The 13,657-nt window shown below is 64.5% G+C and carries 14 protein-coding genes; 7 read left to right on the forward strand and 7 right to left on the reverse strand.

The window, feature by feature from the left end; all coding sequences use genetic code 11:
* Nucleotides 1-141 precede the first annotated feature (141 nt).
* The 5 genes from argB to BUA05_RS09730 all read left to right on the forward strand — a co-directional run bounded on the left by argB (nucleotide 142) and on the right by BUA05_RS09730 (nucleotide 3,756).
* On the forward strand, nucleotides 142-1,023 hold the full coding sequence (argB, locus tag BUA05_RS09710; protein WP_072674685.1) for an acetylglutamate kinase: 882 nt from the start codon (nucleotides 142-144) through the stop codon (nucleotides 1,021-1,023).
* 127 nt (nucleotides 1,024-1,150) lie between these two features.
* Entirely contained in the window at nucleotides 1,151-1,444 is a 294-nt protein-coding gene (locus BUA05_RS09715; protein ID WP_072674605.1) for a YggT family protein, read from the forward strand.
* On the forward strand, nucleotides 1,444-2,358 hold the full coding sequence (folD, locus tag BUA05_RS09720; RefSeq protein ID WP_072674606.1) for a bifunctional methylenetetrahydrofolate dehydrogenase/methenyltetrahydrofolate cyclohydrolase FolD: 915 nt from the start codon (nucleotides 1,444-1,446) through the stop codon (nucleotides 2,356-2,358). The genes BUA05_RS09715 and folD overlap by 1 nt, the downstream gene beginning before the upstream one ends.
* A complete protein-coding gene (locus BUA05_RS09725) occupies nucleotides 2,355-3,140 on the forward strand; it encodes a Cif family virulence factor (protein WP_245790158.1) in 786 nt (261 codons plus the stop codon). Before folD ends, BUA05_RS09725 begins: the two co-directional genes overlap by 4 nt.
* A complete protein-coding gene (locus tag BUA05_RS09730) occupies nucleotides 3,127-3,756 on the forward strand; it encodes a MarC family protein (protein ID WP_072674608.1) in 630 nt (209 codons plus the stop codon). Before BUA05_RS09725 ends, BUA05_RS09730 begins: the two co-directional genes overlap by 14 nt.
* A 166-nt stretch (nucleotides 3,757-3,922) precedes the next feature.
* Here the strand turns inward: BUA05_RS09730 and groL are convergent, their stop codons facing one another.
* Together groL and groES are read right to left on the reverse strand one after the other, a co-directional pair.
* Entirely contained in the window at nucleotides 3,923-5,563 is a 1,641-nt protein-coding gene (gene groL / locus BUA05_RS09735) for a chaperonin GroEL (RefSeq protein WP_072674610.1), read from the reverse strand.
* 129 nt (nucleotides 5,564-5,692) lie between these two features.
* Complete coding sequence (gene groES / locus BUA05_RS09740) at nucleotides 5,693-5,980, reverse strand: co-chaperone GroES (RefSeq protein ID WP_072674611.1); 288 nt, start codon at nucleotides 5,978-5,980, stop codon at nucleotides 5,693-5,695.
* A gap of 235 nt (nucleotides 5,981-6,215) precedes the next feature.
* Between groES and BUA05_RS09745 the strand changes: the two genes are divergently transcribed.
* Nucleotides 6,216-7,076 (forward strand): mechanosensitive ion channel family protein, encoded by an 861-nt coding sequence (locus BUA05_RS09745; RefSeq protein WP_072674613.1) that lies wholly within the window; start codon nucleotides 6,216-6,218, stop codon nucleotides 7,074-7,076.
* On the opposite strand, the gene BUA05_RS09750 is transcribed toward BUA05_RS09745, so the two are convergent.
* Nucleotides 7,051-8,475 carry an MATE family efflux transporter gene (locus tag BUA05_RS09750; protein ID WP_072674615.1) on the reverse strand — a complete coding sequence of 475 codons (1,425 nt, stop codon included), beginning with the start codon at nucleotides 8,473-8,475 and terminating at the stop codon, nucleotides 7,051-7,053. The two genes, BUA05_RS09745 and BUA05_RS09750, sit on opposite strands and share 26 nt — an antisense overlap.
* 253 nt (nucleotides 8,476-8,728) lie before the next feature.
* Here BUA05_RS09750 and BUA05_RS09755 point away from each other — a divergent pair, with 253 nt between their 5' ends.
* Nucleotides 8,729-10,441, forward strand: a complete 1,713-nt coding sequence (locus tag BUA05_RS09755) for a hypothetical protein (protein ID WP_072674617.1) — start codon at nucleotides 8,729-8,731, stop codon at nucleotides 10,439-10,441.
* Nucleotides 10,442-10,444: 3 nt separating this feature from the next.
* Here BUA05_RS09755 and csgH read toward each other — a convergent pair whose 3' ends face one another.
* From csgH to BUA05_RS09775, 4 genes are all read right to left on the reverse strand, one after another.
* Nucleotides 10,445-10,801, reverse strand: coding sequence for a curli-like amyloid fiber formation chaperone CsgH (gene csgH / locus BUA05_RS09760; protein WP_072674619.1), 357 nt, complete (start codon nucleotides 10,799-10,801; stop codon nucleotides 10,445-10,447).
* Nucleotides 10,798-11,517: a hypothetical protein gene (locus tag BUA05_RS09765; protein ID WP_143150295.1), complete on the reverse strand. Its 720-nt coding sequence runs from the start codon at nucleotides 11,515-11,517 to the stop codon at nucleotides 10,798-10,800. The genes csgH and BUA05_RS09765 overlap by 4 nt, the downstream gene beginning before the upstream one ends.
* 65 nt (nucleotides 11,518-11,582) lie before the next feature.
* On the reverse strand, nucleotides 11,583-12,233 hold the full coding sequence (locus BUA05_RS09770; protein WP_072674622.1) for a hypothetical protein: 651 nt from the start codon (nucleotides 12,231-12,233) through the stop codon (nucleotides 11,583-11,585).
* A gap of 72 nt (nucleotides 12,234-12,305) precedes the next feature.
* A complete protein-coding gene (locus BUA05_RS09775; protein ID WP_158093707.1) occupies nucleotides 12,306-13,592 on the reverse strand; it encodes a hypothetical protein in 1,287 nt (428 codons plus the stop codon).
* Between the last annotated feature and the right edge of the window lie 65 nt (nucleotides 13,593-13,657).

Consider the following 13,657-nt stretch of genomic DNA (forward strand, 5'->3'; position numbering starts at 1 on the left):
GGCGCGCGGGGCAATCCGCACCAAGCCGCCTTGCACTGTGCGCACAAGCCGCTAGGGGCGCGCAGAGTGCATGTGCCCGCATCAGGGCGAGGGAAAGCGACGCCTGTGACCAACACCAAGTCAAGCGCCCCGACGGGGCCGATGCCCGATCTGGCAAAAGCAGAAGTGCTGATCGAGGCGCTGCCCTACTTCCAGCGTTATGCCGGGCGCACCTTCGTGGTGAAATATGGTGGCCACGCAATGGGCGATGCCGGGGCCGCGCGCGATTTTGCCGAGGATATCGTACTGCTCAAGGCTGTCGGCATCAACCCGGTGGTGGTGCATGGCGGCGGGCCGCAGATCGGCCAGATGCTGGCGCGGCTGGGGGTGGAAAGCACCTTTGTCGATGGCCTGCGCGTCACCGATGAAGCGACCGCAAAGATCGCCGAGATGGTCCTTTCGGGCGCGATCAACAAGGAGTTGGTTGGCTGGATCGCAGCCGCAGGCGGCAAGGCGATCGGCATCTCGGGCAAGGATGGCGGGCTGGTCATGGCGCGCAAGGTCAGCCGCACCACCCGCGATCCGGACAGCAATATCGAACAGGTGGTCGATCTGGGTTTCGTCGGTGAACCGGCGATGGTTGATACCAGCGTGATCGATACCGCGGTCGCAGCGGGCATGATCCCGGTGATCGCGCCGATCGCGCCGGGTGAGGACGGGGCGACCTACAACATCAACGCCGATACCATGGCGGGCGCCATCGCGGCGGCGCTGGGCGCGGCGCGGCTGTTCCTGCTGACCGATGTCGCCGGTGTGCTGGATGGCGAGGGCAGGCTGCTGACCGACCTGGTTCCCGCCGACATCGCCAAATTGCGCGAGGATGGCGTGATCCGCGGCGGCATGGTGCCCAAGCTGGAAACCTGCGTCAGTGCGGTCGAGGCCGGGTGCGAAGCTGCGGTGGTGCTCGATGGGCGGGTGGGCCATGCGATGCTGCTCGAATTCTTCACCGCTCGCGGGGCGGGCACACTGGTGCGCGCATCCTGAAACACGGCAATACAGGCTGAAACACGGGAACACAGGTGTGGCGCAAGGCGTATTAAGAAGCTAATACGCTTCACAAGGGACTTCAGAGGGCGCGCGGGGCTGCGCGCCGCAAGGGAAACGGACCGCAATGCAAGGACTGGCTGTACTCGTCGATATCGTGGTGATGCTCACCAATGTGCTGGTGATGCTGATCATTATCCAGTTCGTGATCGGGCTGTTATTCGCCTTCAACGTGGTGAGCCCGAGCAATGATTTCCTGCGTCAGGTGTATGATTCGATCAACCGGCTGCTTGAACCCGTGCTGCGCCCGATCCGCAACCTCATGCCCAATACCGGCGCGATCGATTTCTCGCCGCTGGTGCTGATCCTGGGCTTGCAGATCCTGATCATGGTGCTGGGCCGCATCGCGAGCGCCTATTGATGGCGACACAGGTGAAGGACGGCGCCGCACTGATCGACGGCAAGGCGTTCGCCGAGGGCCTGCGCGCGCGCGTGGGCGCGGCGGCGGCTGCGTTTGCGCAGGCCACCGGGCGGCGTCCGGGGCTTGCGGTGGTGCTGGTGGGCGAGGACGCCGCCAGCCAGGTCTATGTCGGAGCGAAAGCCAAGGCTTGCGCAGCCGCCGGGATGGCGAGCTTCGAGCACCGTTTGCCGGCCGACACCAGCGAGGCCGCGCTGCTATCGCTGGTCGAACGGCTCAATCAGGACGATGCGGTTGATGGCATTCTGGTGCAACTGCCCTTGCCCGCGCACCTCGATGAACAGGCCATCATCGCCGCGATCAATCCGGACAAGGATGTTGACGGCTTTCATGTGATCAACGCCGGAAGGCTGGCGGTGGGGCAGGCGGGCTTCGTCCCCTGCACGCCGCTGGGCTGCATCATGCTGCTGAAGGATCGGCTGGGCGATGACCTGTCGGGCCTTGATGCCGTGGTGATCGGGCGGTCGAACATCGTTGGCAAGCCGATGGCGCAGCTGCTGGTCGATGCCAACGCGACCGTCACCATCGCGCACAGCCGGACGAAAAACCTCCCCGAGGTGGTGCGCCGTGCGGATATCGTGGTTGCTGCCGTGGGACGGGCCGAAATGGTGCGCGGTGACTGGATCAAGCCGGGGGCGACCGTAATCGATGTCGGCATTAACCGCCTACCACCGGAACCTGGCAAGGAGCGCGGGCGACTGGTGGGGGATGTCGCCTTCGCCGAAGGTCGCGAGATTGCAGGTGCGATCACCCCGGTACCGGGCGGGGTGGGGCCGATGACCATCGCGGTGCTGCTCAGGAACACGCTGGTCGCCGCTCATTTGCATGCAGGCATGCCTGCGTCCGAGGAGTTGTGAGATACGGTGCCGCGCTGCTGATGGCAGGGGCGCTCGCTGCGACGCTGGCCGCCTGTGCGGCGCCGCGCCGGGGGCCGCCGACCGCAGTCATCAACCGCGTGCTGGCGCGCGCACCGGGCGCCGCGCAGCCAAGCACCATAGTCGCTGCCGAAATCGCCTTTGCCCGCGCCGCGCGCGAGCAGGGGCAATGGACAGCGTTCCGCGCCTTTGCCGCGCCCGGCGCGGTAATCCACACGGCTTCAGGCCCGGTGCCGATCGGCACATTCGTGTCGGGCCAGTCCGATCCTGCCGAAGCCTTGCAACGGGAGCCGCGCGCAGTGGCGATCAGCTGTGACGGGGCGCTCGCCGTCAGCCAGGGGCGTTATCGCGATCCTGATGGCACGGTCGGCAATTTCGTTACCGTGTGGGAACGCCAGAGCGATGGTCAATATCGCTATGGCTTTGATGTCGCCGGCCCCGATGTGCCGCAGCCCCCGCCGCGCAAGCCGATCGAGGATGGCGACATCGTCGTGACTTCGATCGATTCGGTGCTGGGCCTTGTGGCATCGTGCCCGCGCGGCGGTGAAATCCCGCCGCCACCCGCTATCCCGATCGGCGAGGACGGCAAGGCCGATGCCCGCCTTTCGCGCGACGGCACGCTGCGCTGGCGCTGGGAACAGCGCGAGGACGGCATGCGCTATGCCTCGGCTGAATATTTCTACGAGGGGCGCTGGCTTATCGCCTTTGAACAAAGCCTGATCCCGACGGGCGGGCAGTTACGCGCCGCCGATGATCGTCACTGAACTTTTCATCTCCGCCTTCATCACCCTGTTCGTGGTGATCGATCCGCCCGGGTGCGCGCCGATCTATGCCGGGCTGACCAAAGGCGCGAGCCGTGAGCAGGCCCGCAGCATGGCTTTGCGGGCGACATTTATCGCCACGATTATCCTGCTGATCTTCGCATTGTTCGGCCAGCAATTGCTGGGCGCGCTGCATATCGAACTGGACAGCTTCCGCATTGCGGGCGGGTTGATGCTGTTCTTCATCGCCTTCGACATGGTGTTCGAAAAGCGCACCCAGCGCCGCGAGGAGCGTGCCGAAAAGATCGCCGCCACTCCGGAAATCGAAGATGTCTCGGTGTTCCCGATGGCGATGCCGATGCTGGCCGGGCCGGGAGCGATCGCGGCGGTCATGCTGTTGATGAACGAGGCCGAGGGCTGGCCGGAAATGGTCGAGGTGCTGGCAGCTTTGGCTGCGGTGCTGGTGATCACCGCAGCGGCGCTGGTGGCGGCAGGCCCGCTGATCCGCCTTCTGGGTGACAAGGTCGAAGCGGTGATCACGCGCTTGCTCGGCGTGCTGCTGGCCGCGCTCGCCGCGCAATATGTGATTGACGGTCTGAAGGGCAGTTTCGGGTTCTGACGCCGGGGTTCGCCGCCCCGGTTCGCCGGGTCAGGGCGGCTGAGCGGCACAGCACGGGTCCAGGGTGAAGCCCCAAAAAGAAAACCCCCGGCGGATCCATCCACCGGGGGTTTTTTATTTCGTTGGTCTGGGTGGGCGGACCATGAGGCCCGCCCCAAGGGCCTGATTAGAAGCCCATGCCGCCCATGCCGCCCATATCGGGCATGGCAGGCGCGGCGCCCTTGTCTTCCGGCTTCTCGACGATTGCCGCTTCGGTGGTGATCAGCAGGCCAGCGACAGACGCGGCATCCTGCAGTGCGGTGCGCACCACCTTGGTCGGATCGATCACGCCAGCCTTCACCAGGTTTTCATAGGTGTCGGTCGCGGCGTTGAAGCCTTGCGTTTCGTCATCTTCGCGCAGCAGGTTGCCTGCAACCACTGCGCCATCATGGCCGGCGTTCTGGGCGATCTGCTTGATCGGGGCGGTGATCGCCTTGCGGATGATGTCGATGCCGCGGGTCTGGTCTTCGTTCGCGCCCTTCAGCCCTTCGAGGGCCTTGGTGGCGTAAAGCAGAGCCGTGCCGCCGCCCGGAACGATGCCTTCTTCAACGGCAGCGCGGGTTGCATGGAGCGCGTCGTCAACGCGATCCTTGCGCTCCTTCACTTCGACTTCGGTCGCGCCGCCAACCTTGATCACGGCCACGCCGCCAGCAAGCTTGGCAAGACGTTCCTGCAGCTTTTCACGGTCGTAATCGCTCGAGGTGTTGTCGATCTGGGTGCGGATCTCGGCGACGCGCGCCTTGATGTCGTCTGCCGAACCCGAACCATCGACGATGGTGGTGTTGTCCTTGTCGATCGAAACCTTCTTGGCTTCGCCGAGCATGCCGACAGTGACGTTTTCAAGCTTGATGCCGAGGTCTTCGGAAATCATCTCACCCTTGGTCAGGATCGCGATATCCTGCAGCATCGCCTTGCGACGATCGCCAAAGCCGGGGGCCTTGACCGCTGCGACCTTCAGCCCGCCGCGCAGCTTGTTGACCACGAGGGTCGCCAGCGCTTCGCCTTCGATGTCTTCGGCGATGATCAGCAGCGGACGGCCCGACTGCACCACCGCTTCGAGGATCGGCAGCATCGCCTGCAGGTTCGACAGCTTCTTCTCGTGGATCAGGATATAGGGGTTTTCCAGCTCCACGGTCATCTTGTCGGGGTTGGTGATGAAGTAGGGCGACAGGTAGCCGCGGTCGAACTGCATGCCTTCAACGACATCGAGTTCAAACTCGAGGCCCTTGGCTTCCTCGACGGTGATCACGCCTTCCTTGCCGACCTTGTCCATCGCTTCGGCGATCTTCTCGCCGACTTCGGTGTCGCCATTGGCTGAGATGATCCCGACCTGCGCGATTTCCGACGAACCCGAGACGTCCTTCGAACGGTTCTTGAGGTTTTCGACCACGGCCAACACGGCCTGATCAATACCGCGCTTCAGATCCATCGGGTTCATGCCTGCGGCAACCGACTTCATGCCTTCGGTCACGATCGACTGGGCCAGAACCGTGGCGGTGGTGGTGCCATCGCCGGCGCTGTCATTCGCCTTGCTGGCGACTTCGCGCAGCATCTGCGCGCCCATGTTTTCGAACTTGTCCTTGAGTTCGATTTCCTTGGCGACGGTGACGCCGTCCTTGGTGATGCGCGGTGCGCCGAAGCTCTTGTCGATCACGACGTTGCGACCCTTGGGTCCAAGCGTGACCTTGACGGCATTGGCGAGGGTATCGACGCCGCGCAGAATGCCTTCGCGGGCTTCGCGGCCGAACTTTACGTCCTTGGCAGCCATGATTGTTTCTCCTGTTACGTCATCCCGGCGAAAGCCGGGATCGCTATCGGCCCTGTGAGGCCATTGATTGTTCGATTAAGCGGTACGAGACCCTGATTTGCATCAGGGTGTCCGTGATCGGCTGATGGATCAGCCAAGCACGCCCATAATGTCGCTTTCCTTCATGATCAGCAGGTCTTCGCCGTCGATCTTGACTTCGGTGCCCGACCACTTGCCGAACAAAACGCGGTCGCCGACCTTGACGTCGAGCGCGATGCGATCGCCATCATCGTCGCGGGCACCTTCGCCAACGGCGACGATTTCGCCTTCGCTCGGCTTTTCCTGCGCGCTGTCAGGGATGATGATACCGCCAGCGGTCTTCTGGTCGGCTTCGATACGACGGACCACGACACGGTCGTGGAGCGGACGAAATGCCATCTGTATGACCTTTCCTAAAGTGGATGAGTTGTCTTGGCACTCTCACCTCGAGAGTGCCAACGGGCCGCATTTGGTCGTGCCGGCAGCGTGAATCAAGATGGCTGATGCAAAATATTTGCGTCGTGGGGCGATTTTCTGCGCAGGGTGGCCAGCGCCAGCGAGGTCCTCTAGTCTGTTGTGCCCGATCCGTCCCATGCGGATGGCGCGCACGACAAGAAACGGAACCTTCTCCCCGATGACCAGCAAGCCGCTTTCCACCCTTCCGACTGAACTTGCCACCGAGCTTACCTTTGCCGCTACCGCGCTCGGCTGGCTGCGCGAGAACCTCGTGCATCTGGCAGGGGCGCTGGTGGTTTTGATCATCGGGGTGATTGCCGCGCGGTTGCTTTCGCGGGCGGCGGACAAGGCGCTCACCCGGTCAGAGCGGCTCGAACCCACGGTTGCCAAGTTTCTTGGCAACATCATCAAATACGCCTTATGGGCGGTGGTGCTGGTGACTGTGCTGACCCAGTTTGGGGTCGAGACCACCAGCATAATTGCCGCGCTGGGCGGCCTTGCCCTTGCGGTTGGCCTCGCGCTGCAGGGCACGCTCAGCAATGTCGCAGCCGGGGTGATGATCCTCGTGCAGCGTCCGTTCCGCGTCGGTGAGACGATCAGCGCCGGCCCGGTGCTGGGCACGGTCAGCGGTATTGGCCTGTTCACCACCGAGATGGTGCAGCCTGACGGACTTTACGTGATGGTTCCCAATAACGAGCTGTGGAACAAGCCGATCATCAATTTTACCCGCCTGCCGACCCGCCGCTTCGAATTGCAGGTCGGGATTTCCTATGCCGACAGCATCCAGCAGGCGCGCGAGGAATTGCTGGCGCTGGCAAAGGCGGATGCCCGCGTGCTGGAAGATCCCGCCCCCGAGGTGTTTGTGTCCGCGCTGGCCGATAGTGCGGTGACGGTCGGAATGCGGGTGTGGTGTGCCACCGGCGATTATCTTGCAGTCTCGTGGGACCTGACCGAGGTGGCCAAGCTGCGGTTCGACGAGGTCGGCCTGACCATTCCCTTCCCGCAGCGCGAAGTCAGGACGGTTGCGGCAGCGGCGTGACAATGACATGGCTTGCGCGGGTGGTCAGGCCCAGCGCCTCGCGCCGGTACCACCGCCCGATCAGCAGCGCCGCAGCAAAGAACAGGCCGGTCGCCAGCCCGATCCACACCCCGGTGCCTTCGAGCGGGGTAAAGAAACCAAGCCCGATCGACATGCCGATCCCTGGCACCCAGTAGCTGAAGATCGCGATCCACATCGGCACGCGGGTGTCCTGCAATCCTCGTAGCGCGCCCGCCGCCACCGCCTGCACGCCGTCGGCCAGCTGGAAAATCGCCGCCAGCACGAGGTATTGCAGCGCGAACACCAACAGCGCGGCGTTGGCCGGATCGGACGGGTCGACATAGATCGACAACAGCAATTCGGGGAACAGCAGCATGGCCAGCGCGGTCAGCGCCATAAAGCCGGTGCCAATGCCAAGCGCGACCCACCCTGCCCGCTTCACCCCCAACGGATCGCGCGCGCCATAAAAATAGCCGACCCGGATCGCGGCGGCCTGTCCGACGCCGAAGGGAACCTGGAAGGCCAGCGCGGCCAGTTGCAGGGCGACGGTGTGCCCGGCCAGTTCCGCCGCGCCGAAGCGGCCCATCAGGAAAGCCGCCGCCGCGAAGATCCCGGCCTCGGCGGTGATGGTCAAGGCAATCGGCGTCCCGATGCGCAGGATAAGCTTCAGGCGTTGCCAATCGGGCGCCCACCACCGGCCGAATATCCGGTAGCGGTGCAGCCGCCGGTCGAACCGGATAGCCGCTACATAAGCGCCAAGAATGAACAGCGAGGTGATGATCGTCGCCGCCGCTGCGCCCGCGAGGCCCAGCTCGGGTGCGCCGAGATTGCCGAAGATGAAGGCATAGTTGGCCAGCGCGTTGACGAAGATGCCGACCCCGGTAATCGCGGTGGCAAAGATCGGCCGCCCGAGCGCCGAGACGAAATTGCGCAGCACCGCGGCCATCAGCATCGGCACCATCGAGAAGATGATGACGTTGTTGTATTCGTTTGCCAGCTTCCGGATTTCCGGCTGCTGTCCGGAAATCTGCATGACCGGATCGAGCAACAGGCACAGCCCCATGCCGAAGACCCCGACGATCACGGCCAGCCACAGCGCCATGCGCACCGATCGCCGCACGGGCCGTAACGATGGCGCGCGCGAACCGATCGCCTCGGCAATCAGCGGGGCGACCGCGCCGGTGAGCCCGGTCAATGCCCACAGCACCAGCCCGAACAGCGATACCGCCAGGGCCGAGGCCGCCAGCTGCGCTTCGCCCAGCCGGGCGATGAAGATCACGTCGACCGCATAGGTCAGCATTTGCAGCAGGTTGGCAGCCGCCAGCGGCCCCGCGAGCGCCAGTGTCGCGCGGATTTCCTGCCCCCAACCGGGCGCCGAAAGAGGTGTTGCATGCCGCATGGTCGGTTCCCGCCCGCCAGCAGGCGAGCTCGCCGCATTAGGGGCACGGGCGATTCGTGGGAAGCCGAATTGAACCCACCACGCTATCGAAAGAATGCCGCGCTGGCTTTGATCGCCAGCCGGAAAGCGCACAGATTAGCCTGTGGGCTGGCTCAACTGCCAGGACAGAAGCTGAAACCCGCGCTTTTCCGTCGTTTTCGCTTTCCCGAATCACCTGGCTGATACATAAAAACCCCTATTGGGGGCTAACGCAGTGCAGCAGGCTGGAGCAATCGGGCAGGAAGACCGCGATCCGCGTGTGCCGACCGCGGGTGCTGCTTCGTTGATCGGCACGACCAGTTCGATCACGATCGGGCGGATGTTGTGGACCCGGGCATTGCCTGGAACCGTGGCGGTCATTGCGGCTTTGACCTTGCCTGAATTCTCGCTTGGCGCAGGAGATCTGGCTGACCGTGGCCCGACGGTGCAGCCCACCCCGGCGCCTGCGCTGGTGCCTTCGCGGCCAGCAGTGCCGCCGCCCGCTTTCGCACCCATTGCCGAGGGCCGACCGCCCGAAGGTTTGCGCAACCTGCTGGGCCCGGTCATTACCCAGCCTGCGCCCCCGGCCAGCGAACCCGTCGCAGAAATCAGGACGCGCGTCGCAATTGTGCCGGACGTGTCCGAGCAAGTTGATCCTGGCCTTGCAGCCGAGATCGAAGTGGTCACGCCGCCGCCCGCTTCCCGGCCGATCATTGCCGAACCGACGGCCTTTGTCGCACAGGCGCCCGCTGGGCCAGCGATCCCGGTCGAGACGGTTGCGCTGGCCCGGCGCGAAACTTCGGCTTTAGTCGAACCCGTCCCTGCGGCTTTGGCACCGGAACCTGCGCAAACGCCTGGGCCGGTCGCTGGCGCGACGGCACAGCGGAGTTTCGGCGGGGCCAAGGGTTCGTTTGTGGCGCTGGCCCCCAGTCTGGCAACCGTGCCTGACATGGCGCTGGCGTCCGAGACCGCGATCGTCGCCGCTCCGACTGTTCCTGCAGGCGTTGATGATGCCGCGCCCGGCCGCCGTCCGGCCCTGACTGCGCTTGCGCCCACATCCGCCGCGCCCGATCAGGCTGGGCAGCAGGCGCGCCCGCAGGAAACGCTCCCCATTGCGGAGCCGCGGATGCTTGCGTCGGCTGGCAACACGGTTCCGGCGGGGCTTGGCGCCGCCGTGGCCGTGCCGGCGCCAGCCCGCGCAGCCGGTCCGGCAGCGACGCCGACTGCCGTCTCTGCGCTGGTTGTGGTGACGCAGGCAGCCGTCCTGCCCGCGCCTGCCCGCAGCTCGGTTGCCGCCGCCCGCAACGCTGACCCTGTTGTATCGAACGGATCGGCTCCGGCCCGCACGAGATCTGCCGCTCTGACCGCTCCTGCACCCAAGGCGCCGGTCGCGGCCCTTGCTGCGCGCCTGCCAGCGGCCACCCGGGCTGCTGCCGGCACACCCGCTCCGGCGCGGCCTGCTGCGCCTGCCTCTGCGCCGACCCAGGCAGGGCCCGCGCAGGCCAATTCCGCTGCCACTGTTGCGCCGCTTCCGCGTACAAAGCCGCAGCAATCCGCGGCCGGATTGGGCAAGTCCGATGCGTTCCAGCTCGACATCAGGGCGCAGCTTGTCACCCGGGTTGATGGCATGTCCGCCGGCAAAGTCGATTTCCAGCAGACTGATGCCGGTCTGATGGTGCGGCTCGGGTCGATCGTTGAACTGCTGGGCGACCGGTATGACAATGCGCAGATTGCGCGCATCCGGGCTTCGGCGGCAAGCGACCTCTACCTCTCGCTGGCGCAATTGCAGGCGCGGGGCATCCCGATCAGCTATGATCCGGTCTATGATGAATTCAATGTCGGGATGGTCGACACGCGCCCCAAGGCGGCGCGCAAAGTGCATATGGACCAGATCAGCACGCCTGAACGCGGGCTGGGCAGCACCGGGGTCAATCAGGTCCGCCGTTGATCCCTAACCCTCGGCGTCGCAACTGCCTTCAAGGATTTCATAAGGCTCGCGGCCTTCCTCTTCGGCCAGCAGCCGCACGCACCAGCTTTTGCCGGGAGTGGTCCTTACCGTCGACAGCACGGTTCGCGCATGGGCCGCGAGCGTGGTCTTGCCGCGATGACGCGAGCTTGACTGGCCGGTGACCTCAAGCAGGTAGCTGACCTGTTGCGTCCGCGGAGAATCGCCGATCAGCTGTATCTCCAGGGTGTCGCCCTGCTGGCGAACCTCGAGCGTAAGGGCATCGGGAAGGTCACTCATGGCAGGCACCGTGCTGGAGGCGAACGGGAGGAGCAGCGCAGCGAGGCAGGAGGGCAGGATCATGGTCCGCTGCCCCCCGCTCCGCCGAGTTGCTGGACGATGGCATTGATCAAGGCGTCGGTTTCCGAACCAAGCCCAAGCCCGGTCTGGTCTTCCTCGTTCTCCGGCCTGTCCTGCTGCGGCGGAGGCGCGAGCGCAATCGAGGCGATCGCCTGATTGCTGAAATTATCCGAAGATGCGACCGTCACCCGTGACAGGCGCTCGATCACCCGCTCGACCGTGGGCAGGCCATTGTCATCAAGCCCGCCGCGCAGCAGCCGTTCCTCTGCCGAAAGCGCCTGCTCGGGTTTCGACGAGAATTCCGCCGAACGGGTTTCGATCCGGGTCCGGCACAGCGCGATAATCGCCGCCACTGCTGGTGGATTGTCGCAGATGTCAGTGCCTTTGATCGCTTGCAGCAGCACGCGGCGTTCGCCTGGTGTCAGTTGGGCCAGCGTGGCATCAAGATCGGCTTTCGACAACTGCGCCATGCGCGATCCGCTCTCGCCCATGGCGGTAATCTGCGATGGCGGTGTATCGTTGCTGTCCAGCGGGCCGATCTGGTCGCCATCGGCCTGCATCATGCTCGGGCGGGGCCGCGATGACGGACGATCTTCGAGATAGGCCTTGCCCGCCGCATCGGCCCGGCTAGACCTTTCCTCAGGCGCGCCGATCTGCATGGCTTCGGTCTTGCTGGCCGTATCAGAGGCATCCTGTGCCGCGCCTGTGGCTGGCAGCATCAGCCCGGCTGTAACCAGAATGATGATTTTGGAAAAAGGCGGGGCAATCCGCATCCCTGTGGTCACTAGCCTCCGGGTCCGGACGGCGGCGGCGCGAAGGTGGCGCCCGAATTGCTCTGCGTGACCTGAATGGTGCTGCCCCCGGTCTGGACGATCTGCAGATCGGCAAGGCCATCGCCGATCTGGTTCCATTCGAGCCGGTTGCCGCTGTCGATCTGGCCTGCGGTCATCAGGTTATTGTCACCCTCCTGCGTCAACAGCGCCTGATTGTCGTTGCCATCCTGCGCGAGAATGATGCTGTTGCCATTGCCGCGCTGCAGGATCGTGGCACTGGTTTCGCCAATCGCGGATTGCTCACGCTGGAGCAGGATAGCGTTATTGCCATTGCCTTCCTGCGCAAGCGCGAGGTCGGTGCTGCCTTCGCCATCCTGAACGGCGTTGGCGGTGTTGTCATCCCCATCCTGCACGATCTGTGCGCGATGCGGGGCGCCGCCTTCCTGCGTGAGATCAACCTGGTTGTTTGCGCCGTCCTGCACCACGCGGGCGAGGCTGTCGGCATTGCGCTGGGTAATCTCGGCCCGCGGAGCATCGCCGATCTGGGTGACGAACACGCCGCGTTCGGGCGAGCTTTGTGCCTGTGCCACCGTGGCTGTCGCCAGCAACGCGCAGGCGGCAAGACCGGTGGCGATGCGGCTGGGAAGAGCGGCGTTCGTCATGGTCTGTTCCTTGTATACGAAAATCGCACCCCGGGCGAGCGCAATGTCCCGCCCGGGGTGCTGGGTGTAGGCTTACATGCCCTGCGTGACGGAGGCGATGTTGCCGTTGCCGATCTGGTCGACATTGGACAGGTCGCCGTGGCCCGACTGGTTCACCGTTGCCGAGTTGTTGTTGCCGGTCTGCACGATGAAGCTGTCCGCCAGCGAACCGCTCTGGGTCACGTCGGCTTCGTTCTCATGACCGTCCTGATCGATCTCGGAGAAATTCCCCGAACCCGACTGGTTGACTTCGGCGAGGTTCCCGGAAGTCGGCGGCGCGCCCAGCGTGTTGGTCTGGCTGATGTCGCTCTCGTTGTCCGAACCCGACTGGGTGACATTGGCCGTCATTCCGTTGGCAGGGCCTCCGTTTGCGGGCGTCGGCCCGTCCTGCAGGATCGTGCTGGTGTTGAACGAGCCCGACTGGTCGACATCGGCCACCGCATTGTTAGCGCGGCCGGTCTGCGTCACGAAGCTGGTCAGATTGTTGCCGATCTGATCGACGCTCACCAGGCCGAAATTGGCGCTCTGCGTGACGGTCGAGGCGTTATCGTCGCCGATCTGGTTGATGCCCACACTGGCGAGGCCGAGTGGATCGCCAATGTCATTGTCAAAGCCCGGCTGGCTGATGATCGAGCTGTTGCGTTCACCATCCTGAACGACAGCAGCGAAGTTCGACGAACCGCGCTGTTCGGCGGTCGAGAAGTTTTCCGTGCCGGTCTGGGTGACATTCAGCGTCTGGTCGATGGTCGGGCCACCCGACGGACGACCCTGGAACGAGTTCGAGGTGTTGCTCTCTCCCGACTGGCTGATGTTGGCGGTCGCCGCATCATTGCGCTGGAGCACGCTGATCGTGTTGTTCTCGCCGGTCTGGCCGGTGGTCGCCGAATTGCTGTTGCCCGTGTTGAGCGCGGCAATACCCTGCGTGATGGTGGTGGTGTTGCCGCTACCGCTCTGCGATGCGTCGGCGACGTTGGCTTCAAGCAGCGAAGCGCCATCGCCGGTCTGGTTGATCGTCACCGAGTTGGCGGTGGTGCCGGGCGTGTCGTTGTCCTGATCGACGCTGGCGGTGTTGAAGGTGCCGTCCTGATCGACGGTGGCGGTGTTGCCGTTCGCGGCGAAGGCACCGATCGTCTCCTGCGTCACCGTGGCGGCATTGTTGTCGCCGTCCTGGTCAATATCGGAGTCGTTGAAGCCCGTCTGACCGACCGTCGCCGCATTGGCGTTGCCGGTCTGATCGACGTCGGAGGTGCTCTGGGCATAGGCCGGAGCGGCGATGGACAGCGCCAGGATCGAGGCGCCGGTAAGGATCATCTTCTTCATCTCAAGTTCCTTCATGTTTCAGGTTGCTTGCGAATGAACCGTTTGTTCTGCGGTCCGGGATCTTG

The organism is Erythrobacter sanguineus (genome assembly GCF_900143235.1).
Taxonomy (GTDB): domain Bacteria; phylum Pseudomonadota; class Alphaproteobacteria; order Sphingomonadales; family Sphingomonadaceae; genus Erythrobacter; species Erythrobacter sanguineus.